The organism is Leminorella grimontii ATCC 33999 = DSM 5078, assembly GCF_000439085.1.
In the GTDB taxonomy this organism is placed as follows: domain Bacteria; phylum Pseudomonadota; class Gammaproteobacteria; order Enterobacterales; family Enterobacteriaceae; genus Leminorella; species Leminorella grimontii.
The window spans coordinates 188,672-209,792 of sequence record NZ_AUUA01000001.1 but is presented as its reverse complement, the minus strand read 5'-3'; the positions used below and the strand labels follow the sequence as shown (position 1 = coordinate 209,792).

Here is a 21,121-nt window from a genome sequence, read left to right as displayed (position 1 = left end):
GGAGCGGTTTTATGGAAAAAGCGGCCTTTTTTCACGAGGACGACTATTGCCAAATAGAGATTTTGCCATGCGAAAACCTGACATACTGCAAAAATAAAATGGACGAGATTGATGGGTTTAGCGAAGCTCACCGGGACGGTGACGGCTTTACGGATATATTTATTCGCGAAGACAATCCCATCAGCCTGGCTGAGCGAAAAATTCCCGTCACGCGCCTTGAACAGGCGCTTGGCCCCGTTCTGAAAAAATATGACCGCGTTCTCACCGGATACAGCTCATACCGTGAAGAGTGTAAAAACGCGGGCGCCTTCGTCTACAATGAAAACATCTCCGTTTTCTATGACGTCGACGGCGACGTGATTCACCACCTGTGGCTGATGCTGGTTCCGTATACGCAAGAAGAGTTGGAAAAAGGCATTGAGGCGCTCAACGCGCTCGCTTCGCTGGGGGATCTTATCCTGGCGGACTGGGGCTGGAGCGTTGTGGAGCGCCTGCAAAACCAAGCGCAGATAGCCCATTATATGAATCAACGATTGAAAGTATTCAGCGAATTATAGAAACGCATTTTTACATCAAGAGAGATTACGCCATGTCTAGTGCACTCATCGTTATCGACCTCATTGAAGAAATCATCGGCGAACGCGGCCGTTCAAACGGCAGCGCCGGGCAAACGAAGGATCGGAACGTGGTGGCGAAAACCAACCTTGCCGTCGCCGCAGCCCGCGCCAAATCCATCCCTATCGTTTGGGTGAAGGTCGGATTCGCCGACGACTACAGCGATATTCCGCCCTATTCGCCAATGTTCAACGCGGCCAAGCAAAACGGCGCCCTGCGCCTGAGCGACCCCGGATGCGACTGGGTAGAAGGCCTCGACGTGCAGCCGCAGGATGAAGTGGTGGTAAAAAAGGCCGTATCCGCCTTTGCCGGCAATGCGCTGCTATCCTGGCTGACGGACAGAGGCTATGACCACGTTCTGCTGGCGGGCGTCAGTTCGGCGATGGCTATCCAGAACACCGCCCGTCAGGCGCACGACCTCGGCTTTCGCGTCACGGTGCTGGAAGATCTTTGCGCCGCCGCGACGGCAGACCTTCATCAACAAAGTATGGATATGCTGCGCCCGATGGCAGAAATCACTACCAGTGACGTATTTTTCAAGTCATAGTTTTAATATCGGAGCTAACTAAAAAATTAGCTCCGTTTTTATCCTCTCTGATTTTGGCTCCCCCGTATAAACTGCTACACTCGGCGCCGAAACGGTTAAGGAAGACCGAGCCTTTTATACAGTTCAAGTATGCAGTCTGGGTGACTACCGACGGTTTCGTTTTAATAAAATTTTTGTTATTGGCTTTTTTAAGGGATTAAACGCTTTCTATGTTTCCTATTAATACCATCTATATCATTTTCGGCGTTGTTGCCGCTATCGCAGCTATTGCCCTGTTTATCGTTTTCCGTAAAAACGACAAGCTGAAAAAAGGCGCCCCTGCCTTAGCGCTGGTGGCGCTGGCCGGCGTTTACTTTTTCTTCGTTAATCACGTTTACGTTGTTACCGACGATAACAGCGTCGACGAATACGGCCTGATTATGTCCAACGACTTCACTCTGGTAAACGGAACCACCGTTCGCATGGAGCCGGAAAAGAAAATGGATAAGTCCTGGCTTATCAATAACGGCAGCCGCCAGCTGGTGTTCGAAACGGTCGTTTACGGCAGCACCAGCGAAGAGCCGTACGAGTTCGAGCTGGCCGGATACAAGGCCATCGGCCTGAATAGCTCCATCGACTACCTGTTTGTCACGCCGCCAAACAGCATTAAAACCAAGAGCAAGTCCGTCACTAAAGGCTGGCTACACCGCTAATTGATTATTCCCTGAACGCGCCCGCCTACCCGCGGGCGTTTTTATATCTCGTTGATTCCACTGCCTATCGCCCTTCGCCTTAACGTTTCAACTTTTTAACCTCCGTCACCTTCCCGCTAAGCGGCTGTGCTATTATTAAGCCGATTTTACTTTTGGAATAGAAACATGAATGTACTGATTACCGGCGGTTTGGGCTACATCGGCAGCCACACCTGCGTGCAGCTGATTGAGGCGGGTCATTCGCCCATCGTTATTGATAACCTGTGCAACAGCAAGAGAAGCGTTCTGTCTCGCATCGCCCAGCTCACAGGGCAAGAGCCCGTTTTTTATCAGGGTGATATTCGCGATGAGGCGCTGCTGGAAAATATTTTCGCCCATCACGCTATCGACGCCGTTATTCACTTTGCCGCCCTTAAGGCCGTCGGCGAGTCGGTACAAAAACCGTTGGAATATTACGAGAACAATATTCACGGCTCTTTAACGCTGGTGAAGGCCATGCGTAAAGCCGGTGTAAAAAACTTCATCTTCAGCTCGTCGGCAACCGTTTACGGAGAGCAGCCGAGCGTCCCTTATGTAGAAAGCATGCCTACAGGCTATCCCACCAGCCCCTACGGCCAAAGCAAGCTGATGGTCGAGCAGTGCCTTAAGGACTTGCAAAAGGCCGAGCCGGACTGGAGCATCTCGCTGCTGCGCTACTTTAACCCAGTCGGCGCACACCCTTCAGGCCTGATAGGTGAAGATCCTCAGGGCATCCCCAATAACCTGATGCCGTTTATCGCCCAGGTCGCGGTAGGCCGTCGGGAATACCTGTCCATCTTCGGCAACGACTACCCGACGCCGGACGGCACCTGCGTGCGCGACTATATTCACGTCGTTGACGTGGCCGATGGCCACGTCGTCGCGCTCAACGCGCTAACCCATCGTCCGGGTACCCATATTTACAACCTCGGTGCGGGAACTGGCTACAGCGTCCTTGACGTGGTCAACGCCTTCAGCCGCGCCTACGGTAAGTCGATCCCCTATCGCTTCGCACCCCGCCGAGCGGGCGATATCGCCTGCTTCTACGCCGATGCGACCAAAACCGCCAATGAACTGGGCTGGCGGGTAAAGCGCAGCCTGGACGACATGTGCGTCGATACCTGGCGCTGGCAGTCCAATAACCCTCAGGGCTATCCCGATGAATGATGACGCAGAAGGTAAGTTCACGCCGTTAGATCACCCGCATCGCCGCTACAATCCGCTGGCCGATAAGTGGGTGCTGGTCTCTCCCCATCGGGCGAAGCGCCCGTGGCAAGGGCAGCAGGAGCCGCCCGATACCCACCAGCGGCCGTCGCACGATCCTTCATGCTATCTTTGCGCCGGTAACGTACGGGTTACCGGCGACGTCAATCCCGACTATCGGGGAACCTACGTTTTCACCAACGACTTCGCGGCGCTGATGCCGAATACGCCTACGGCGGAATCGTCAGGCGACCCCTTGCTGCGCTACCAAAGCGTTCGCGGCACCAGCCGGGTTATCTGCTTTTCTCCCGACCACGGAAAGACGCTGCCGGAACTTTCTCTGCCCGCGTTGGAAGAGATTGTCGCCACCTGGCGGCGTCAGCTCACCGAACTCGGCGCCGATTACCCCTGGGTTCAGATATTTGAAAACAAAGGCGCGGCGATGGGCTGCTCAAATCCGCATCCCCACGGGCAGGTGTGGGCCAACGATTTTTTACCGAACGAAGCCGAGCAGGAAGACCGCCTGCAGCGTGACTGGTTTAATCGGCACGGTTCGCCGATGCTGCTTGACTACGTCAATCGCGAGCTGGCCGACGGCAGCCGTACGGTGGTGGAAACCGCCCACTGGCTGGCCGTGGTTCCCTATTGGGCGGCCTGGCCGTTTGAGACGCTTCTACTGCCTAAGCGCCACGTTCGCCAGATGACGGAGCTTAGCGCAGAGCAAAGCAGCGATCTGGCCGTAGCGTTGAAAAAGCTCACCAGCCGCTACGACAATCTGTTCACCTGCTCGTTCCCCTACTCGATGGGATGGCACGGTGCGCCCTTTAACGGTCAAGACAACGCCCACTGGCAGCTGCACGCTCATTTCTATCCGCCTCTGTTGCGCTCCGCCAGCGTGCGCAAATTCATGGTCGGTTATGAAATGCTGGCCGAAACGCAGCGCGACCTGACGCCCGAGCAGGCGGCTGAGCGGCTTAGGGCCGTGAGCGACGTTCACTACGCCGAGTCATAACGGTTTTCCGGCCTCTCCCGCTTGGTGGGAGGCGCTTCTCTTCTCCCTGTAAATGCTTTCCTCACCCGAATGGGTTATGGCTTTTATTAAAGATGCATTTAAAATGCAATTTATATTCTATAGAGAGAGGCAACTATGATGGCTTTTCGCGATCGTCCGCTGGGTGAACTGGCCCTGAGCATTCCTCGCGCTTCTGCGCTATTTCGTAAGTACAATCTCGACTTTTGCTGCGGCGGCAAGCAAACGCTGCTTCGCGCCGCGACCAAAAAAGAGCTCGACCTTGACGCCATAGAGGCCGAGCTTGCCGCACTGTCTACCGAAGCGCCGGAAAAAGACTGGCAAAGCGCGCCGCTGGGCGACATTATCGACCGCATCATCGTGCGCTATCACGATCGCCATCGCGAACAGCTTCCCGAACTGATGCTGCAGGCGGCCAAAGTCGAGCGCGTCTATGCCGACAATCCTAACGCGCCGCGCGGCCTGACGAAGTACCTCACCATGCTGCACGATGAGCTTAGCAGCCACATGATGAAAGAAGAGCGCATTCTGTTCCCTATGATTAAACAGGGCATGGGTAGCCAGGCCGCAGGCCCGATCTCGGTCATGGAAAGCGAACACGACGAGGCGGGCGAGCTGCTGGAAGTCATCAGGCACGTCACCAATAATGTGACGCCGCCGCCGGAAGCCTGTACGACGTGGAAAGCGCTTTATAACGGCATCAACGAGCTGACCGATGACCTGATGAACCACATCAGTCTGGAAAACAACGTGCTGTTCCCACGCGCCTTAGCGGGCGAATAACCTGCCAACGGCCATATATCAAAGCGGGCCATAGAGGCCCGTTTTGGCTAAAAGGGCACCGCCTCAAAATAACTTCAGCAATACCCAACCTGCTATTCCGTTAATTAGCACAAAGAACTGAGAAATTTCTGATGCTACACTAGATAAACTACAGTGAATCAGGAGTTTGTCATGAACGCGCTCGTTGCCCGCACCCGGTCCCTGTTTCAGAATACCTTTGGCTTTTCCCCTGCCCTGAGCGTTCAGGCGCCGGGTAGAGTCAACCTTATCGGCGAACATACCGATTATAACGACGGCTTCGTTTTGCCCTGCGCCATCGACTACCAGACCGTTATCTGCGCCTCGCCCCGTGACGACCACATCGTACGCGTTATTGCCGCCGACTATCAGAATCAGCAGGACAGCTTTTCCCTGACGCAACCCATTGAACCCCATGCCGAGTCTATGCGGGCCAACTTTATATGGACCAGCTATGTACGCGGCGTCGTGCTCTACCTTCAACAGCGCTCGCCGGGATTCAACGGCGCCGATCTGGTTATCAGCGGCAACGTGCCTCAGGGCGCGGGCCTGAGTTCGTCGGCATCGCTGGAGGTCGCCGTCGGCAAGGCCTTTCAGTCGCTCTATCAGTTGCCGCTCGACGGCACCGCGCTGGCGCTCAACGGCCAGCAGGCGGAAAACCAGTTCGTCGGCTGCCAGTGCGGCATTATGGACCAGCTTATTTCCGCTCTTGGAGAAAAAGGTCACGCGCTGCTGATTGACTGTCGCAGCCTGCAAACCCGTGCGGTGCCTATGCCTGCGGAAATGGCGGTGATGATTATCAATTCTAACGTCAAGCGTGGGCTGGTCGGCAGCGAATATAACGTCCGGCGGGAGCAGTGTGAAACCGCAGCGCGTTTCTTTGGCGTGAAGGCCCTGCGCGACGTGACGCTGGAGCAGTTGATTTCGGCGCAAAGCCAGCTGGACCCGGTCGTGTTTCGCCGCGCCCGCCACGTCATTACCGAAAATGCCCGAACGCTGGCGGCAGCCGATGCGTTAACAAAAAGTGACTGGGTCACTATGGGCCAGCTGATGGCGCTGTCGCATGCCTCCATGCGCGATGACTTTGAAATCACCATCCCTGCTATCGACACTCTGGTCGAGATCGTCAAAGACGTTATCGGAGAAGCCGGCGGCGTACGCATGACCGGCGGCGGCTTCGGCGGCTGCGTCGTCGCGCTGCTCCCTGAATCCAACGTCGACGCCGTCAGGCGCGCCGTTAGCGAACAGTACCACTCTCGTACCGGCATGACGGAAACCATTTACTTATGCAAAGCCTCAGCAGGAGCCAGCCTATGTTAACCGCCTCTCCCTCGCTCGCCCCGGACGGCGCGCCTTTCACGATTATTCACCTGGCAAACCGCCAGGGAATGCGGGTCGCGCTGATGGACTGGGGTGCGACCTGGTTATCCTGCGAGCTGCCTATGGGCGCAGAAGAAATGCGGGAAGTGCTGCTGGGCTGCTCATCCCCGGAAGGCTATCTGCGCCAGACCGCCTATCTTGGCGCCACGGTTGGGCGCTATGCGAACCGAATCGCCTTCTCGCGCATTACGCGCGGTGAGCAAAGCTTCGCGCTGGTTCCCAATCAGGGAGAACACCAGCTGCACGGCGGCGCTAACGGGCCCGACAGGCGGCGGTGGAGCGTCGTTCGTCATGATGAAAACAGCGCAACGTTCAGCCTCGACTCGCCGGACGGCGACAACGGCTTTCCAGGCAACCTCCGCGTAGAGGTCACCTACACCCTGACTGACGACGGCCGCGTTGAAATCAGCTATTTCGCCACCGTCGACAGCCTCTGCCCGGTGAACTTCACCAATCACGCCTATTTCAATCTGGACGGTAAGAGCGCCGACTGCCGAACGCACAGGCTGCAAATTGACGCCGACTATTTCCTGCCGGTAGATAAAGAAGGCATTCCCGACGCGGGCCTGACGCCGGTTACCGTAGGAGGGATGGACTTCCGCCAGCCCAAGCGCATCGCGCAGGACTTTTTAGCGGATGACTGCCAGCGTAAGGTCAGCGGCTACGATCACGCCTATCTGCTGTCGGAGCGCTGCCGCGAAGGAAAAATCCCCGCCGCAAGGCTGTGGTCGTCCGACGAACGCGTGGTGATGAGCGTCTACACCACCAAGCCGGCGCTCCAGTTTTACAGCGGCAACTTCCTCGCCAGAACCCCCTCGCGCGACGGCGGCGAGTACGGCAGCTTCGCCGGGCTGGCATTGGAAAGCGAGTTTCTGCCCGACAGCCCCAACCATCCCGAATGGCCGCAGCCCGACTGCTGGCTTAAGCCGGGAGAAGACTACCGTTCAACAACGGTTTACCAATTCAGCCTTATAAATTAACGCATCTTAGCCCGGTTCAAGCGAGCCGGGCCGCTTCCTCTCTCCCGCCGCCGTCAATGAATTCGACTATTCTTAATCTGTCAGTTTGCATTTACCACAACAAGAGTATAATGATAATTATTATCAATAGAACCTAGCAGTAAGGAGCATATCATGGCCGTTAAAAAACTGGTTCTCGTCAGGCATGGTGAAAGCGAGTGGAACAAAGAAAACCGTTTCACCGGCTGGACCGACGTCGACCTGTCCGACAAAGGGCGCGCCGAAGCGGCTCAGGCGGGCGAACTGCTGAAGGAGGAAGGATTCGTCTTTGATTTTGCCTATACTTCGGTCCTGAAACGCGCCATTCATACCCTTTGGGGCATTCTGGACAAGATGGACGCCCAGTGGCTGCCGGTAGAAAAGTCCTGGAAGCTCAACGAGCGCCACTACGGCGCGCTGCAAGGGCTGAATAAAGCGGAAACCGCGCAGAAGTACGGCGATGAGCAGGTTAAGCTCTGGCGTCGCGGGTTCGCCGTTACGCCGCCTGAACTGACCAAAGAAGACGAACGCTATCCCGGCCACGATCGTCGCTACGCGAGCCTTACGCCCTCTGAGCTGCCGGTGACCGAAAGCCTGGCCACCACCATTGAGCGCGTCATCCCCTACTGGAATGACGTCATCAAACCGCGCGTAGCCAGCGGTGAACGCGTTATTATCGCCGCCCACGGCAACTCGCTGCGGGCGCTGGTCAAATTTTTGGACAATATGGGCGAAGAGGAAATTCTGGAGCTCAACATCCCCACCGGGGTGCCGCTGGTGTATGAGTTTGATGAAAAGATGAATCCGATTAAGCATTACTATCTGGGCGACGCCGCCGAGATCGCTGCCAAGGCGGCGGCGGTGGCTAATCAAGGTAAGGCTAAGTAAACAGGCCCTAAAAGCAGAACGGGAGAGGCTTCCCTCTCCCGCATTTCTATCTCGCGTTAGCTTACTCTTCTTCGTGACGATCGCGGCGCGCACGCACCGCGTAGGCAAGATTTTGCAGCAGCAGCTCGGTATCCTCCCAGCCGATGCAGGCATCGGTCACGCTTTGGCCGTAGATCAGCGGGCAGCCGCCTTCAAGATTTTGCGCGCCTTCAACCAGATGGCTTTCCACCATCACGCCGGTGATTGCCGTATCGCCGCCGGCGATTTGCTGACAGACGTTTTCGCATACTTCCATCTGCTTTTTATACTGCTTGCTGCTGTTAGCGTGGCTGAAGTCAATCATCACGTTCTGCGGCAGCTTGGCCTTATTCAGCGTCTCTTTAACGAGCGCCACGTCTTCCGCGCTATAGTTCGGCTGCTTGCCGCCGCGCAGAATGATATGGCAGTCGTGGTTACCGCGCGTATTCACAATGGCGGAGTGGCCGTACTTGGTCACGGACAGGAAACAGTGCGGCGCGCTGGCGGCGTTGATGGCGTCGATGGCGATTTTAATCGTACCGTCGGTGCCGTTCTTAAATCCGACCGGGCAGGAAAGGCCCGATGCCAGCTCGCGGTGAACCTGAGACTCGGTGGTGCGTGCGCCGATGGCGCCCCAGCTCATCAGGTCCGCCATGTACTGAGGCGTGATCATATCCAGAAACTCGCCCGCCGTCGGCATGCCGCCGTCGTTGATGTCCAGCAGCAGCTTACGGGCGATGCGCAGACCGTCGTTAATCTGGTAGCTGTGATTCAGGTAAGGGTCGTTGATTAACCCCTTCCAACCTACGGTGGTGCGCGGCTTCTCAAAATAGACGCGCATAACGATTTCCAGATCTTTGCTCAGGCTCTTGCGCAGCGCGCTCAAACGACCGGCATACTCTAGCGCGGCGTCAATGTCGTGAATGGAGCAGGGGCCGATAATCACCAGCAGGCGATCGTCGTCGCCGGCTAAAATGTTGTGGATCGCTTCGCGGGCGCTTGCCACCGTCACCGCCGCTTTTTCCGTTGCGGGGTATTTTTCCAGCAATGCGACCGGAGGCAATAGCTCATTAATTTCTTTAATTCTTATATCGTCGTTCTGATAGTTCATGGTTGTCCTTCTTACCATCCGGTGTGTTTGTCTATGTATATTTGTCTGTCTGTTCTTTTATTTAATGCGCAATTGTACAGCCTACAACAAATGGGCTGAAGGACACAACCAGAGCCTTTAATCCGGCGAATAGTGTTCAATAATCGTCGTACCCTTCTCTCCTTCGTCCAGCGTAATGGTCGTTACGCCGCCGCCGAAAAAGAGCGTCAGCTCCAGATGCTTTTTGCCGGCCCACTTATACTGGTTCGTCGGATAGCCGTTTTCATCATCGGGGAGTTTATCCGTAACGTTTTTACCGGGAACAAGATTTTGGCGCAGCGTCTTGCCAAAGTATTGGCTCTGCTGCCGCTGGTAAAAATCTCGCCATACCGCTCTAAGCGTTGATCCAGGCCAAAAGCAGCGCGTGCCAAAGTCATACCCTTCGCCTTCCGGGAAGGACAAATCCTCACACTGAGGCTTCGCTGCGGCATGTACGGATAAGGACAGGGAAAGCAGCAGCGGCGCCAGAAGGTATAACAGTTCCTTTTTCATCTCAGGGGTCCAAGCGTAGGTATCAACAACGGGCGCTATTTTCACACAGGTCAGCGCTCTGCGCTTGGCTAATTTTTGTTTTCACCCGCTGCGTTGCGATCTGCGCGGTAATGTATCTATACGTCATTGAAGAATATGCGCAAAGTGTGAACTGCGTACGCCATTATTGATTCATTTCATTGGCAATATTAAGGCATAGCGGCTATACATAATTCACCGCTTTTTAATGGAGGGTCAACGATGGGACTTAACGAGCGTGAATTCGTTAATTTTTCTGAGGACTACGAGCTCGACTATCACCTGCGCAAAGCTGAGAAGCAAAAGTCGGAAGTCAACCGCATGACGCTTCGAATTATGGGCAACGAGTTGAAAAAGCGCCTCGACGCCCAGCGCGTGACGCACGAACAGCTGCACGGGTATATTGTTGAGCAGCCGTACAGGCTGAGCTAGCGCTATACGCTATCACCCGTAAAAATAAACAAACCATATCGGACTTAGCTGCCTATTCTGGCAGCATTATGGCTATTTTCATTTTAATCATCCCTATTTGCTCGTAAATTAAACGGCCTATTCGATTAAATCTCGATTCACCGCTAAGCATTTCATGCACCTAATTCATCGCTTGTTTCCAGTATATTTCTTCCCTCACGGTATAATTCGCAGCAGTAACTCGCCAATACCGTTGTTATATTCACTATAAATTAGACATTAAAAAGGACAGTTTTATGTTGAAAGGAGCGCTGGTCTTAATCGCGTGCATTAGCTTAGTCGGCTGTTTTGGCGGCAGTAAAGAGTTTTCTATTGATAATCCTACCGACAGGCCGCTGACAGTGTCTATCGATAATAAAGAAATCACCGTCCCCGCCGGAGGCATGACAAACATTACTCTAGACGCCGGGCCACATCAAATCACGCTACCTAACGGGGAAAACATGAAGTTCAGCGTGCTGAGCGCCTACGGCAACGTGGAAAAAGCGGGAATTATTAACCCAACACGAACGCGCTACGTTTACGTCATACAGAAATACTTGGCCGATGGCGCCACACCCTTTACTGAGAACGGCGACGTACACGTGCTTAATATCAACGGCGAGGCGTTTACCGGGCCGTTTACCGATTTAGGCAGTGAACTCTTTATCGACAGTTTCAATAAAAACTGGAATTTTGGATCGACGGAATCCCTACCTGAAACGGTTTATGCCAACGGTAAGGACACCTATAAAACCAAGCTTTTTCGAGTCAACGACTTTATCCATTACTACAATACCGACTTCTCACCTTCGGAAGACTATAGCAACCGCACCCGAATTCGTGAATCCATCTATAAAAAGCCGGAATTGAGCTATCGCTTTTCCGAACCGGAACTCCAGCAGAATCTCGCTGATGCATTAAAAATTTATCATCAGTTTATTCATGCAGAGTCGGCAAGTAAGCAAAAGGATTTGAAGGAGCAGTTTGAAAAGCAATATCGTGGTAAATGGCAAAATCCCCAAACCAAGTCGCTTGAAAACGCCCATTATTACGAAGTTATGGGCAATATCCACAACGTATTTTGGAGCTCTATCGTTGAATTAAGCGACTAAATTTACTCCGCTATCTGATTTTCCCGTCGCCGCATAATCACCTTTATCGTGGCGACGTTGTGCGTTTTTCGTTTTAAATCATCCAACCGCCTTGCACCAATTCTGCGATCGGCCGCTCGAAGGATATTCACTAATCCCCATTTGTCATTCATGAATTGCTTATCGAGCAACTGCTCTTTCGGCGTATCGATATATTCCCGAATAAGATTGGAAATATCGGCAACGCCGCTCAGATAGGGATAATATTGAGTGACTTCACCGGCGCAGTTTTTAATGAGTCCTTCCTCTGTAACGAAGTCCTTCGGGTAGTCCCAGATAATTTCTTTTCCCAGCGTAATCCAATAGCGCGGCAGATTGGCGCTGCCGCTCTGGCTGCGCATGGGGTAAGCCGCGCAGTGGATTTGGAAATTGATGTCCGGGGAAATCAGGAGATAGATTTCTTTTTGCAGTTTGCTCCAGGGTCTTTGTTTCATTGAGTTTCGACAACGCGTTTAGCTACGCCCTTTTTCTTGAAAATATTCATACGCATAGGCTTCAATATCACCGCTGCCGGTGAGTTCATTATTATCTTCATCATAAATTCGATACGGCATTTGGCGCTCACCAATATTTGCTTCGCCATCAAGCCCCAAAAGTACGGTATAGAGCGCATCCGTTAATACTGCGTCTAATACTTCTCTTAACTGCCGATGTTGGACGTCGGTCAGCCCCATGTCCTTAACCAGCTTTGACGTAAGCCGCTGGTTGTTAAAATCCAATGCGCCATTAACGTCTGACTCTTTTAGCAACCAAAACTCTTTTACGAATTCTTCCGGGGTCATTAAGGGTTCCTTTTTCTAATCGACTAACGAATCGCCACAATCGCAGCGACCAACTCAGGATAGGCCTTTTGCAGCTCACTACCCGACATCGGTTCCCTGTCCATCACGCGCTCCATGGAGTCGCAGTCCATAACGTCTTCCATCGCGTAGACGGCATCGCGAATTTCAGAGTCGTTCTGATTATCGTGATTTTCCGAATAGGCATCGTCGGCAACGTAAAGCAGCCCTTCCGCCCAGCTGTCGCCGATGTTAAAAGAATATTTTCCGTTGATGAACGCGTTGATATCCTGCGAAATCTCGTCAAAAAACGCCTTACCTTTTAGCAGCAGCCAGCATCTGAAATAGATAAATCCGTCTTCGGAGATATAGTCGTCAAAAGTTATCGACTCGCCTTCTCTGGTGAATTTGTTTTCTAAAATAATGCTGAGTTCGGCAATTTGCGCCGTATAAAGCCGGTGAAGGTTAATCTGCAGCTGGCGTTCGAAGTGAATCAGCTGCTTTTTGCTTTTCTTAGCCAGCAACGCCGTCAGGTTCTCAATATGCTCATCGATGTCGTATTCCGACCAGTGAGCCTTCTTCCACTTATTGGACTTGCTGATGGCGTCCCAAAAGAGCGCTTCCCCCTGCTCTTCTTCCGTCAGTTCACGCTTTTCCGGTATCGGCTGAGCGTCGGAGCCTTCCACGTAGCCCTTCTTCAACTTTTGGGCAATCAGCTTTTCCGCGTCCTTCTTGCAGCTTTGCGAGTCGGAAAATTCCTTTTCTGAGCTTCGCCCTTTGGTATCCACTCTTCCCCAGTGGATAAGCTGCGTGCAGCCATCGGTTTCTATTTGCCAGAATTTATTGGAAGTTCCGTCCTGTTGGATAAGGTGTTTTTTGATTTCCATTTCAGCCTTCCTTTAACGTTACTTACTTATTAAATATGCCTCGGTAAAGCACATCGGCTTCCACCTGAGCCGCCTTACGTTCTTCAGTATTCAATCGCATGGACAGTTTCTCCATCATCCCCTGATGAGTAGGATCGTAGCATTCAGGGGCATCCCATTTGCAGAGCGTCAGCTTTTCCGACAAAACGCGGTTAGTAAGAACATACCAGACGTAGGCCTGGCGATAGTCCCCGTCCTCTTCGTACTGCATGGCGTTAAACAGCATGCCCTGCGCGTCGCCCAATTCCGCGATTTTTTCATACCAGCGGTGCTTATCTTTTGAAGTTAGGGAATATGCGCTATCGCTTAGCAGAAGCATCGCGCTGACGTTGTTTTTCTTGGCCGCCGCTTCCAGCCACATTTTAGCCACAGCGTTATCGCCGGCAATGTGAGCGCTTCGACCAAGATAATACTGGGCCTCAGCGTTTCCCGCTCGGGCTAAAGCGCTTAGCTCTTGGCTCGACATCTGGCTCAACTGCACATCCATCGACAGTGGCTGTGGCCAGACGTGCATACTAAAAAGAAAAAGGAAGGATGCGGACAGTATACGAACGTTGAACACCTTTGAATTCCTTAAAAACAAGTCGCTGCGAAGTTGGGAAATATTATAATATCGAAAGACGCTTATCCCTTTTCCGGTACGGCCACGGCTTCACTTTCCAATCTTTCGCAGTCGCTTTTAGCGATCGTGTAGGACATGATTTCTTTCTTATTATTATCCTTAGTCACCATGGTTAAATTAAACTTATCGTCAATAAAGCGCCTAAAAAAGCCTTCCTTATTACAGGCGTCAGGCAGCGTTTCTTCCAAGGTGCTCTTTTTCACTTTCTCAAAATCAGCCTTAATGTGCTCCAGTTCCTCTTGCTCCATGGGCTCCATTTGCACAGAAGTTAGGACAATGTCCTCTCCATTTCGAACGATGCTCTCAATGTAGCTTCCCTCTTTGGCTTTATCCTCGCCAGAAACTTTCTTATTGACCCTCTCAAGCACCGAATCTACGTAGTCATAGCGGGCCTGCATCATTTGATAAACCAGATTCATCCCGCTGTTCCTGGCCTCTTCCCTTTGCCTGGGTTCAACGACGTGTTCCTGATAAAGTCTGGCGCCCAGCTTGCCAAACGCAATCAGCGCGACCACGACCGTCAAAGCCACGTGCCATGAGGCAAGCTTTCCGCCTTTTTTACCTTCCATAGTTTGGTTCCTTTTGAAATATAGGCGCTACTTTATCACAAGACGTTTGAACGGCGACATGGAAGAGGCCGTCAGGCGCTCAGCCTTGCGGATATTGGATATATCTGGAAGGCCAAATATCCTTCGGCTCCATCCCCAAGGCCTCGGCAATCAGCCGTTCTCCCTTCGGCCAGCGGCGCACCAGCGCGTTAGCCAGCGTGGAAGAGGCCAGCCCAGCCTGTCTGGACACTTTCGCCAACGACATGCCTTTCTTTTTAAGCGCTGCAATGATGTCGGCGGAATGCCAGTCAACGTTGTTCATCTTATTACCTCCTTATCATTAAACAAGGCGATAAGCATGACGCGTTATCAACAGTCGCACCACGGACTATAAGTCACATAAGGAATGAACTATTTTCAGAAATGATAAGAAACGAGGAGAAGGACAGCGACTGAAATACGGATACAAAAAAAGCGCCTACGGCGCTTCAATTCAGCATGGTGGGTCGTATAGGATTCGAACCTATGACCAATTGGTTAAAAGCCAACTGCTCTACCGACTGAGCTAACGACCCTCGCTGAGAGTATCTTTCAATTCTAAGTGCAACGTTTGAATGGTGGGTCGTATAGGATTCGAACCTATGACCAATTGGTTAAAAGCCAACTGCTCTACCGACTGAGCTAACGACCCTTAAACGTTACGGCTGCCGTTATCACCGGCAACGGCGGCCTATATTACTGACTTCAGAAAAGTGTGCAACAAAAATTTTCCGTTTTTTGTTTAACTGCCCGATATTTGGCCACTAGCCGCCATAACGTGGTAATTATGGCGAAAAATCAGGCAGAATATAGCGATCAGAGCCCGCTCAGACGCTTTTCAGCCTGTTTAGCAATGGCAGTATTCGGATAAAGGGAAACCACGCGCTGATAAACCGCCTTGGCGCTGGCCTTATCGCCCTTCTCCTGCATGATAATACCCACTTTCAGCATCGACTCGGAAGCCTTAGGAGATTTCGGATAGTTTTTTACTACCGTTGCATAGTAGTAAGACGCATCGTCCTTCTTACCTTTGCTGTAAAACAACTGCCCCAGCCAATAGTTGGCGTTGGATTGATAGCTAGACTTTGGATAGCGCTTAACAAAGTCTTGAAACGCGCTAATGGCGCTGTCGGTCTTGGACTTATCGTTCACCATCGCAACGGCGTTGTCGTAGTCCTGCTTCTCGTTGCCGGTTGACGCCGCCGGAGAGGAAGCCCCCGTAGACGCTGAACTCGCTGCGCTGCCGTTGGAAGTAGAGGTAGACGCAGAGGAAGAAGCCCCTTTGCTGCCCAGCTCATCAATTTGCTGCAGGATTATCTTCTGACGTTCAACGATCTGTTCAAGCTGATACTGGTTCGTCTGGATCTGGCCGCGCAGCGTATCGATATCGCGCTGCGAATCAGACAGCTGCTGCTGTAGCTGAGTCAGAAGCTGCCCCTGAGCGTTGGAAATACGCTCAAGCTGAGTAATGCGGTCGTCCGTTGACGAGGCGATAGCGGCCACGGGGGCCGCTATGCCGACCAGTAACGACAGACTGAGTACACAACATCTGAAATTACCGTTCATGACGTTCTCTTAGTAGACCAGTACGGCGCGGCGGTTCTTAGAATAGGCCGCTTCGTCATGGCCCAGCACTGCCGGCTTTTCTTTACCGTAGGAAACGATAGACATCTGCTCGCCCGGTACGCCTTTACCCTGCAGGTACATCTTCACGGCGTTAGCGCGGCGTTCGCCCAGCGCAATGTTGTATTCCGGCGTACCGCGTTCGTCCGCGTGGCCTTCGATGGTCACTTTATAAGACGGGTTAGAGCGCAGGAAGGCCGCGTGAGCGTCCAGCATCTGAGCGAAGTCAGAGCGAACGTCGTAGCGGTCGTAGTCGAAGTAAACCACGTTCTGCTGCTGAAGCTGTTGCAGCGTCAGGCGTGCCTGCTCGTCACCGGAACCAAAACCGCCGTTGCCGCTGCCGTAACCGCCCAGCCCGCCGTTGCCATTGCTGCCGTCAGAGTTGCTGTCGGTAGAAGAACACGCGGCCAACGCCATAATCGGAAGAGCAAGCATCAGGCCTTTAACCACTTTATTCAATTGCATTATTTTCGATCCTATTCAAGATTAAGTTGCAATACAGACTTTTTTTATATGAGCATCACAGGTACGGCGACCAGGCAGGGAATTTAACCTGACCATCGGTTGCCGGCAGACGCGCTTTAAAACGCCCGTCGGTCGAAACTAAACGTAATACGCTACTCAGCCCTTCAGAGGCGCTGTAAATAACCATAGTACCGTTAGGCGCGATGCTGGGCGTTTGATCCAGGAAGGTATCGGTCAATGTTTGCACCGCCCCCGTGTCCAGATCCAGTTTAGACAGGTGCTGCTGACCGCCGCCGGAGCTCACCATCACCATAAACTTACCGTCTGGTGACACGTCCGTGTCTTGGTTCTGAGCGCCTTCCCAGGAAACGCGAGCCGGAGCACCGCCGTTAATATTCACTTTATAAATTTGTGGGCGACCGCCCTGGTCCGAAGTATAGGCCAGAGTCTGGTTATCCGGATACCATGAAGGTTCGGTATCGTTGCTGCGGCTGCGGGTCACCTGAGAGATCTGCCCGGAAGCCAGATTCATCACGTACAGGTTCAGGCTGCCGTCTTTTGATAGTGCAAACGCAAGCTTGGAGCCATCCGGCGAGAAGGCCGGCGCACCGTTGTGGCGCGGGAAAGAGGCGATGCTGCGGGTAGCGCCGTTAGACAGCGTCTGCACTACCAGCTCAGAACGTCCGCTTTCAAAGGTAACATAGGCGATTTTGCTGCCGTCCGGCGACCAGGCCGGAGACATCAACGGCTGAGAGGCGCGGCGAACGGTAAACTTGTTAAAACCGTCGTAGTCGGCAACCTGCAGCTCATAGGGGAACTGCCCGCCGCTCTTCTGTACGATATAGGCAATACGCGTACGGAATACGCCCTTGATGCCGGTTAGCTTTTCAAAAATGCCGTCGCTGGCGGTGTGGGCCGCGTAGCGCAGCCACTGCTTGGTCACTGGGAACTGGCTTTGAACCAGCACCGTCGGCGTAGCAGAAGAGGTATCCACCAGCTGGTAAGAAATCAGATAGCCGCCGTTGGCGCTTGGCTGAACCTGCCCCACCACTACGGCGCTAATGCCCAACGCAGACCACGCGGCCGGCGTCACTTCTGACACGGTGGTCGGCGACTGGGGGTTTTTAGACGCAGGCAGCGGATTGAATTTTCCGCTGTTTCGTAAGTCGGATGCGATGATATCGCCAATGTCTTCAGGCATTGAGCCGCTGCCGGTCCATTTAAACGGAACAACGCCGATCGGGCGAGCTGAGTCTACGCCACCGTCAATCAGGATCCTGACTTCCGCGTGCAGCACGGAAGTCCATAGAATAAGCAGTCCCATCGCTAATCGAAATGCATGCTTCATGTTTTCTCCCTTATCTTAGCCCCTGGCCTCGATAATTTGCTGTTTACTAACAAAGCGATATCGCTAAGCTCATCAACTATTGGTTATAACGCGCATTAAATCAAGTCGCAGTTATCTCAACCAACCTTATTTCGGCTGAAAATCAACCAGCGCGTTTTTAAACTTCTCATAAACCGCCGTTGACGGCGGTTTGGGGATCTTGGCCTGCTTGGCCGCCATGATCGCGACCTGGCACAGCGTTGCGTCGCCGCTTTCTGCCTGAACGCTAAAGAGCGTGCCGTCCGGCGCCAGCTTAACCCTCAGCGTACAGGTTTTTCCCTTATACAGCTGAGGATCGATAAATTTGTTCATGATAGCGCCGCGAACCTGCGCCATATAGGCATCGACTTCAGGCCCGCTGGCCCCTGCCTTGTTACCGCCGCCGGACGCGCCGTTAGCGGAAGGCGCATTCTTATCGGACGCCAAGCCGCCGAAGATATCGTCGACCTTCTGGGCCGCTTCGGCATCCGCCTTGGCTTTGGCGGCCGCCTCGGCTTTAGCTTTCGCTTCTGCATCGGCTTTTGCCTTAGCTTCCGCTTCAGCCTTTTGCTTAGCCTCTTGAGCCTTCTTCGCGTCGGCCTCAGCCTGCTGCTTCTTCGCCTCAGCGGCAGCGGCGGCCTGTTTTTGAGCCTCGGCGTCAGCCTTTGCCTTAGCGGCGTCGGCTTCGGCCTGCTTCTTGGCCGCTTCCGCCTTCTTCGCTTCCTGCTCGGCAAGCTTTTGCTGTTCTTGCTGCTTTCTGGTCTCTTCCTGCGCCTTCAGACGATCTTTCTCCGCCTCTTTCAGGCGCTTCTGCTCCGCAGCCTGCTGCTGTTTAAGCTCTTCAGCCTGACGTTTAGCCTCCTGATCGCGCAGCTTTTCCGCCCTTTGCGCGTCCAGCTTTTGCTGCTGCACCCGCTCGGCCTGCTGGGCCATCATGTTGGGATCGACCATCACTGCGTCAATAACAGAACCGCCGCCTCCGCCGCCAAACAGCGCATCTTTTTGCATAAATGCGCCTACGGCCAACAGGCCGATAACCACAATATGCAAAACGATCGACGCCATTACGGAGCGATTTAGCTTATCGTTATGCTCTGTATTCTTTCCCACTTGAGGCTTCCAAAAAACTGATTAAAAAACCGCAATCCATCTGCTTTCAAACGCCGATCGCGTCGGCGTTGTTTAAAAGCGGAGTAATTACGTTAGCAGCGCAATCATATCGGCTGAGTCATCAACCCAACGGACGTGACGCCGGCGCGATGCAGCATATTAAGCGCCTTGATAACCTCATCGTAAGGCACCTCTTTCGCACCGCCAATCAAAAAGACCGTTTTCGGATCTTCTTTATGAATGCGCTCGACTTCGGCTACGACCTGCTGCTCCGGAAGCTGAGGCATTCTGTCCTTATCAATCACCAGCGTGTACTGCCCTACGCCTGACACTTCGACAATCACCGGCGGCTTGTTGTCCGTCGAGACGGTTTTAGAGTCGGTCGCTTCCGGAAGGTCGACTTCAACGCTTTGGGTTATGATCGGTGCTGTTGCCATAAAAATCAACAGCAACACAAGCAGTACGTCCAAAAGCGGAACAATATTTATCTCGGCGGGTTTACCCGTGCCGCGTCGGGAAGAACGTTTATACGCCACGTTTACCTCCTAACCCTATTTATTCTCGGTTGAGAACGCCTGACGGTGGAGAATCGTCGTAAATTCTTCCATAAAGTTGTCGTAGTTCTGCTCGAGCTTAAATACCCGCAGGCTAAGACGGTTGTGGGCCATAACCGCAGGAATAGCGGCGAACAGGCCGATTGCCGTCGCAATCAGCGCTTCGGCAATACCCGGCGCCACCATTTGCAGCGTCGCCTGCTTTACCGCGCCCAGCGCAATAAACGAGTGCATGATGCCCCATACCGTACCGAACAGGCCGATATACGGACTAATAGAACCCACGACGCCCAAGAAAGGAATGTGGTTTTCCAGATTTTCAAGCTCGCGGTTGAGAGACAGACGCATAGCACGAGTCGCGCCCTCAATGGCGGCCTCTGGCGCATGAGTATTGGCGCGGTGCAGGCGGGCAAACTCTTTAAAGCCGGAGTAGAAAATTTGCTCGGAACCCGCCAGCTCATCGCGGCGGTTGTTGCTTTCCTGATACAGGCGAGACAGATCGATACCGGACCAGAACTTGTCTTCAAACGCCTCGGCTTCTCGGCGGGCGGTGCTCAATATTCGCGTGCGCTGAATAATGATGGCCCAAGAGGCAATCGAGAATCCGATCAGAATCAACATAACAATTTTTACGAGCAGGCTAGCCTCAAGAAACAGGCTAAGAATATTCATGTCGGTCACTTCTTTAACTCCGCGACAATAGACCTGGGAAGCTTTGCCGGCTTCATCAGGCGTGAATCAACACATGCGACTAGCACATCGGCCTGGCTTAATAATTTGCCATTCTGGTCGAAGATGCGTTGTGCAAACGTAAGGGATGCGCCACCGATAGCAACAATTTCAGTTTCAACTTCCAGCAGGTCATCAAGACGAGCGGGAAACAGATACTCAACGGCCATACGGCGAACGGCGAAAGCGACATGCTCACTCAGCAACTGCTGCTGATTATAATTGTATTGGCGCAGCATCTCAGTGCGCGCTCTTTCATAAAAAGCCACGTAGCGGGCGTGATAAACCACCCCACCTGCATCAGTGTCTTCAAAGTAGACCCGAACGGGCCAACGGAACAGCGAGTTACTCACGATATTTCCAGTGTTTCTGACTGTAGCACTAAACAGTTGATACTATACGCAAGTGAAAACCGCTTGGGAATGGGAAGAAAGCGCGTAGGCTAAAATAATTCTCAGTCAACAAAGCCGAGAATTATTTTTCCTCATTTTGCGAGGCAGATTATGCCAAAAAGTAGGCGAGCCCTGCGATCAAGATCGCAACTGCGGGAAGCGGCGTGAAAAAAGCCTTCCAGCGCGTTTTTCGCGGCCTGAACCCAACCCCGTGAATAACGCCGGCGCAGATAGCCCACATAATAAGATAGCTCTGCCAGATAGCAATAGAACTGGTTTTCGCCGCAAAGCGGGTCGGATCCCAGAACACGCAAAACGCCAAAGCGAACGCTAATATTAAAGAAAGAGCCCGTAACGGGCCCTTATCCATAACAGCGTACAGTTTATCGAACACAGTACCCATTATTTTTGATCGTCATTCCCGTTGTTGGTTTCATACCATACTGCACCGATGATACCACAAGCACAGGCAAACAAAGTACCGAGACTCCAGGCGAAATACCACATTGTTTTG

General features: G+C 53.0%; 28 protein-coding genes and 2 tRNA genes. 11 read left to right on the top strand and 19 right to left on the bottom strand.

Annotated features, from left to right (window positions below):
- Positions 1 to 11 precede the first annotated feature (11 nt).
- The 9 genes from G544_RS0101060 to gpmA all read left to right on the top strand — a co-directional run bounded on the left by G544_RS0101060 (position 12) and on the right by gpmA (position 8,172).
- Complete coding sequence (locus tag G544_RS0101060; protein ID WP_027272872.1) at positions 12 to 557, top strand: hypothetical protein; 546 nt, start codon at positions 12 to 14, stop codon at positions 555 to 557.
- A gap of 32 nt (positions 558 to 589) precedes the next feature.
- Positions 590 to 1,162 carry a cysteine hydrolase family protein gene (locus G544_RS0101055; protein WP_027272871.1) on the top strand — a complete coding sequence of 191 codons (573 nt, stop codon included), beginning with the start codon at positions 590 to 592 and terminating at the stop codon, positions 1,160 to 1,162.
- Positions 1,163 to 1,371: 209 nt separating this feature from the next.
- A complete protein-coding gene (locus G544_RS0101050; RefSeq protein WP_027272870.1) occupies positions 1,372 to 1,854 on the top strand; it encodes a hypothetical protein in 483 nt (160 codons plus the stop codon).
- 165 nt (positions 1,855 to 2,019) lie between these two features.
- Positions 2,020 to 3,039: a UDP-glucose 4-epimerase GalE gene (gene galE, locus G544_RS0101045; protein WP_027272869.1), complete on the top strand. Its 1,020-nt coding sequence runs from the start codon at positions 2,020 to 2,022 to the stop codon at positions 3,037 to 3,039.
- Entirely contained in the window at positions 3,032 to 4,087 is a 1,056-nt protein-coding gene (gene galT, locus G544_RS0101040; RefSeq protein WP_027272868.1) for a galactose-1-phosphate uridylyltransferase, read from the top strand. The genes galE and galT overlap by 8 nt, the downstream gene beginning before the upstream one ends.
- A gap of 138 nt (positions 4,088 to 4,225) precedes the next feature.
- Positions 4,226 to 4,888, top strand: coding sequence for an iron-sulfur cluster repair protein YtfE (gene ytfE, locus G544_RS0101035; RefSeq protein ID WP_027272867.1), 663 nt, complete (start codon positions 4,226 to 4,228; stop codon positions 4,886 to 4,888).
- A 171-nt stretch (positions 4,889 to 5,059) separates the two neighbouring features.
- Positions 5,060 to 6,226 (top strand): galactokinase, encoded by a 1,167-nt coding sequence (gene galK, locus G544_RS0101030; RefSeq protein WP_036023036.1) that lies wholly within the window; start codon positions 5,060 to 5,062, stop codon positions 6,224 to 6,226.
- A complete protein-coding gene (galM, locus tag G544_RS0101025) occupies positions 6,220 to 7,266 on the top strand; it encodes a galactose-1-epimerase (protein WP_027272865.1) in 1,047 nt (348 codons plus the stop codon). Before galK ends, galM begins: the two co-directional genes overlap by 7 nt.
- 153 nt (positions 7,267 to 7,419) lie before the next feature.
- Positions 7,420 to 8,172, top strand: coding sequence for a 2,3-diphosphoglycerate-dependent phosphoglycerate mutase (gene gpmA / locus G544_RS0101020; RefSeq protein WP_027272864.1), 753 nt, complete (start codon positions 7,420 to 7,422; stop codon positions 8,170 to 8,172).
- 61 nt (positions 8,173 to 8,233) lie between these two features.
- Here gpmA and aroG read toward each other — a convergent pair whose 3' ends face one another.
- Positions 8,234 to 9,301 carry a 3-deoxy-7-phosphoheptulonate synthase AroG gene (aroG, locus tag G544_RS0101015; RefSeq protein WP_027272863.1) on the bottom strand — a complete coding sequence of 356 codons (1,068 nt, stop codon included), beginning with the start codon at positions 9,299 to 9,301 and terminating at the stop codon, positions 8,234 to 8,236.
- A 117-nt stretch (positions 9,302 to 9,418) separates the two neighbouring features.
- The gene (locus G544_RS0101010) at positions 9,419 to 9,832 is read right to left on the bottom strand and encodes a hypothetical protein (protein WP_027272862.1); all 414 of its coding nucleotides are present in this window, start codon (positions 9,830 to 9,832) and stop codon (positions 9,419 to 9,421) included.
- Between the two features lie 240 nt (positions 9,833 to 10,072).
- Here G544_RS0101010 and G544_RS0101005 point away from each other — a divergent pair, with 240 nt between their 5' ends.
- Both G544_RS0101005 and G544_RS0101000 read left to right on the top strand, forming a co-directional pair.
- Positions 10,073 to 10,282, top strand: coding sequence for an HAD family hydrolase (locus G544_RS0101005; RefSeq protein WP_027272861.1), 210 nt, complete (start codon positions 10,073 to 10,075; stop codon positions 10,280 to 10,282).
- A 275-nt stretch (positions 10,283 to 10,557) separates the two neighbouring features.
- On the top strand, positions 10,558 to 11,415 hold the full coding sequence (locus G544_RS0101000) for a cupin domain-containing protein (RefSeq protein ID WP_027272860.1): 858 nt from the start codon (positions 10,558 to 10,560) through the stop codon (positions 11,413 to 11,415).
- Between the two features lie 2 nt (positions 11,416 to 11,417).
- On the opposite strand, the gene G544_RS0100995 is transcribed toward G544_RS0101000, so the two are convergent.
- From G544_RS0100995 to cydX, 17 genes are all read right to left on the bottom strand, one after another.
- Complete coding sequence (locus G544_RS0100995) at positions 11,418 to 11,888, bottom strand: SF0329 family protein (protein ID WP_027272859.1); 471 nt, start codon at positions 11,886 to 11,888, stop codon at positions 11,418 to 11,420.
- Positions 11,889 to 11,906: 18 nt separating this feature from the next.
- On the bottom strand, positions 11,907 to 12,236 hold the full coding sequence (locus G544_RS0100990) for a hypothetical protein (RefSeq protein WP_027272858.1): 330 nt from the start codon (positions 12,234 to 12,236) through the stop codon (positions 11,907 to 11,909).
- 23 nt (positions 12,237 to 12,259) lie between these two features.
- Positions 12,260 to 13,120: a WGR domain-containing protein gene (locus G544_RS19655; RefSeq protein WP_134389075.1), complete on the bottom strand. Its 861-nt coding sequence runs from the start codon at positions 13,118 to 13,120 to the stop codon at positions 12,260 to 12,262.
- A 22-nt stretch (positions 13,121 to 13,142) separates the two neighbouring features.
- Positions 13,143 to 13,721, bottom strand: coding sequence for an SEL1-like repeat protein (locus G544_RS0100980; RefSeq protein WP_027272856.1), 579 nt, complete (start codon positions 13,719 to 13,721; stop codon positions 13,143 to 13,145).
- Between the two features lie 62 nt (positions 13,722 to 13,783).
- The gene (locus G544_RS0100975) at positions 13,784 to 14,350 is read right to left on the bottom strand and encodes a hypothetical protein (RefSeq protein WP_027272855.1); all 567 of its coding nucleotides are present in this window, start codon (positions 14,348 to 14,350) and stop codon (positions 13,784 to 13,786) included.
- Between the two features lie 79 nt (positions 14,351 to 14,429).
- On the bottom strand, positions 14,430 to 14,651 hold the full coding sequence (locus tag G544_RS0100970) for a helix-turn-helix domain-containing protein (protein WP_027272854.1): 222 nt from the start codon (positions 14,649 to 14,651) through the stop codon (positions 14,430 to 14,432).
- A gap of 177 nt (positions 14,652 to 14,828) precedes the next feature.
- A tRNA-Lys gene (locus G544_RS0100965) sits at positions 14,829 to 14,904 on the bottom strand.
- A 40-nt stretch (positions 14,905 to 14,944) separates the two neighbouring features.
- A tRNA-Lys gene (locus tag G544_RS0100960) sits at positions 14,945 to 15,020 on the bottom strand.
- Positions 15,021 to 15,184: 164 nt separating this feature from the next.
- Positions 15,185 to 15,934 (bottom strand): tol-pal system protein YbgF, encoded by a 750-nt coding sequence (gene ybgF, locus G544_RS0100955; protein ID WP_027272853.1) that lies wholly within the window; start codon positions 15,932 to 15,934, stop codon positions 15,185 to 15,187.
- Positions 15,935 to 15,943: 9 nt separating this feature from the next.
- Positions 15,944 to 16,456 (bottom strand): peptidoglycan-associated lipoprotein Pal, encoded by a 513-nt coding sequence (pal, locus tag G544_RS0100950; protein WP_027272852.1) that lies wholly within the window; start codon positions 16,454 to 16,456, stop codon positions 15,944 to 15,946.
- A 55-nt stretch (positions 16,457 to 16,511) separates the two neighbouring features.
- Entirely contained in the window at positions 16,512 to 17,804 is a 1,293-nt protein-coding gene (tolB, locus tag G544_RS0100945) for a Tol-Pal system beta propeller repeat protein TolB (RefSeq protein ID WP_027272851.1), read from the bottom strand.
- Positions 17,805 to 17,930: 126 nt separating this feature from the next.
- A complete protein-coding gene (tolA, locus tag G544_RS0100940; protein ID WP_027272850.1) occupies positions 17,931 to 18,932 on the bottom strand; it encodes a cell envelope integrity protein TolA in 1,002 nt (333 codons plus the stop codon).
- A gap of 104 nt (positions 18,933 to 19,036) precedes the next feature.
- Entirely contained in the window at positions 19,037 to 19,468 is a 432-nt protein-coding gene (gene tolR, locus G544_RS0100935) for a colicin uptake protein TolR (protein ID WP_027272849.1), read from the bottom strand.
- 15 nt (positions 19,469 to 19,483) lie between these two features.
- On the bottom strand, positions 19,484 to 20,167 hold the full coding sequence (gene tolQ, locus G544_RS0100930; RefSeq protein ID WP_027272848.1) for a Tol-Pal system protein TolQ: 684 nt from the start codon (positions 20,165 to 20,167) through the stop codon (positions 19,484 to 19,486).
- Positions 20,164 to 20,568 (bottom strand): tol-pal system-associated acyl-CoA thioesterase, encoded by a 405-nt coding sequence (gene ybgC, locus G544_RS0100925; RefSeq protein WP_027272847.1) that lies wholly within the window; start codon positions 20,566 to 20,568, stop codon positions 20,164 to 20,166. The genes tolQ and ybgC overlap by 4 nt, the downstream gene beginning before the upstream one ends.
- Before the next feature lie 148 nt (positions 20,569 to 20,716).
- Positions 20,717 to 21,010, bottom strand: a complete 294-nt coding sequence (gene ybgE / locus G544_RS0100920; protein WP_027272846.1) for a cyd operon protein YbgE — start codon at positions 21,008 to 21,010, stop codon at positions 20,717 to 20,719.
- Positions 21,010 to 21,114, bottom strand: coding sequence for a cytochrome bd-I oxidase subunit CydX (cydX, locus tag G544_RS21505; RefSeq protein WP_071783221.1), 105 nt, complete (start codon positions 21,112 to 21,114; stop codon positions 21,010 to 21,012). Before cydX ends, ybgE begins: the two co-directional genes overlap by 1 nt.
- Positions 21,115 to 21,121 lie beyond the last annotated feature (7 nt).

What these genes read in the sequence shown, in the direction of transcription:
- G544_RS0101005 (WP_027272861.1), top strand. Translation starts at nt 10,073, where the DNA reads ATGGGACTTAACGAGCGTGAATTCGTTAATTTTTCTGAGGACTACGAG.
- ybgF (WP_027272853.1), bottom strand. Translation starts at nt 15,934, where the DNA reads ATGAACGGTAATTTCAGATGTTGTGTACTCAGTCTGTCGTTACTGGTC.
- ybgE (WP_027272846.1), bottom strand. Translation starts at nt 21,010, where the DNA reads ATGGGTACTGTGTTCGATAAACTGTACGCTGTTATGGATAAGGGCCCG.
- G544_RS0100970 (WP_027272854.1), bottom strand. Translation starts at nt 14,651, where the DNA reads ATGAACAACGTTGACTGGCATTCCGCCGACATCATTGCAGCGCTTAAA.
- galM (WP_027272865.1), top strand. Translation starts at nt 6,220, where the DNA reads ATGTTAACCGCCTCTCCCTCGCTCGCCCCGGACGGCGCGCCTTTCACG.
- ytfE (WP_027272867.1), top strand. Translation starts at nt 4,226, where the DNA reads ATGGCTTTTCGCGATCGTCCGCTGGGTGAACTGGCCCTGAGCATTCCT.
- G544_RS0101060 (WP_027272872.1), top strand. Translation starts at nt 12, where the DNA reads ATGGAAAAAGCGGCCTTTTTTCACGAGGACGACTATTGCCAAATAGAG.
- G544_RS19655 (WP_134389075.1), bottom strand. Translation starts at nt 13,120, where the DNA reads ATGGAAATCAAAAAACACCTTATCCAACAGGACGGAACTTCCAATAAA.
- G544_RS0101055 (WP_027272871.1), top strand. Translation starts at nt 590, where the DNA reads ATGTCTAGTGCACTCATCGTTATCGACCTCATTGAAGAAATCATCGGC.
- G544_RS0101000 (WP_027272860.1), top strand. Translation starts at nt 10,558, where the DNA reads ATGTTGAAAGGAGCGCTGGTCTTAATCGCGTGCATTAGCTTAGTCGGC.
- cydX (WP_071783221.1), bottom strand. Translation starts at nt 21,114, where the DNA reads ATGTGGTATTTCGCCTGGAGTCTCGGTACTTTGTTTGCCTGTGCTTGT.
- galT (WP_027272868.1), top strand. Translation starts at nt 3,032, where the DNA reads ATGAATGATGACGCAGAAGGTAAGTTCACGCCGTTAGATCACCCGCAT.
- gpmA (WP_027272864.1), top strand. Translation starts at nt 7,420, where the DNA reads ATGGCCGTTAAAAAACTGGTTCTCGTCAGGCATGGTGAAAGCGAGTGG.
- tolB (WP_027272851.1), bottom strand. Translation starts at nt 17,804, where the DNA reads ATGAAGCATGCATTTCGATTAGCGATGGGACTGCTTATTCTATGGACT.
- pal (WP_027272852.1), bottom strand. Translation starts at nt 16,456, where the DNA reads ATGCAATTGAATAAAGTGGTTAAAGGCCTGATGCTTGCTCTTCCGATT.
- aroG (WP_027272863.1), bottom strand. Translation starts at nt 9,301, where the DNA reads ATGAACTATCAGAACGACGATATAAGAATTAAAGAAATTAATGAGCTA.
- G544_RS0101010 (WP_027272862.1), bottom strand. Translation starts at nt 9,832, where the DNA reads ATGAAAAAGGAACTGTTATACCTTCTGGCGCCGCTGCTGCTTTCCCTG.
- galE (WP_027272869.1), top strand. Translation starts at nt 2,020, where the DNA reads ATGAATGTACTGATTACCGGCGGTTTGGGCTACATCGGCAGCCACACC.
- G544_RS0101050 (WP_027272870.1), top strand. Translation starts at nt 1,372, where the DNA reads ATGTTTCCTATTAATACCATCTATATCATTTTCGGCGTTGTTGCCGCT.
- G544_RS0100975 (WP_027272855.1), bottom strand. Translation starts at nt 14,350, where the DNA reads ATGGAAGGTAAAAAAGGCGGAAAGCTTGCCTCATGGCACGTGGCTTTG.
- galK (WP_036023036.1), top strand. Translation starts at nt 5,060, where the DNA reads ATGAACGCGCTCGTTGCCCGCACCCGGTCCCTGTTTCAGAATACCTTT.
- G544_RS0100990 (WP_027272858.1), bottom strand. Translation starts at nt 12,236, where the DNA reads ATGACCCCGGAAGAATTCGTAAAAGAGTTTTGGTTGCTAAAAGAGTCA.
- G544_RS0100995 (WP_027272859.1), bottom strand. Translation starts at nt 11,888, where the DNA reads ATGAAACAAAGACCCTGGAGCAAACTGCAAAAAGAAATCTATCTCCTG.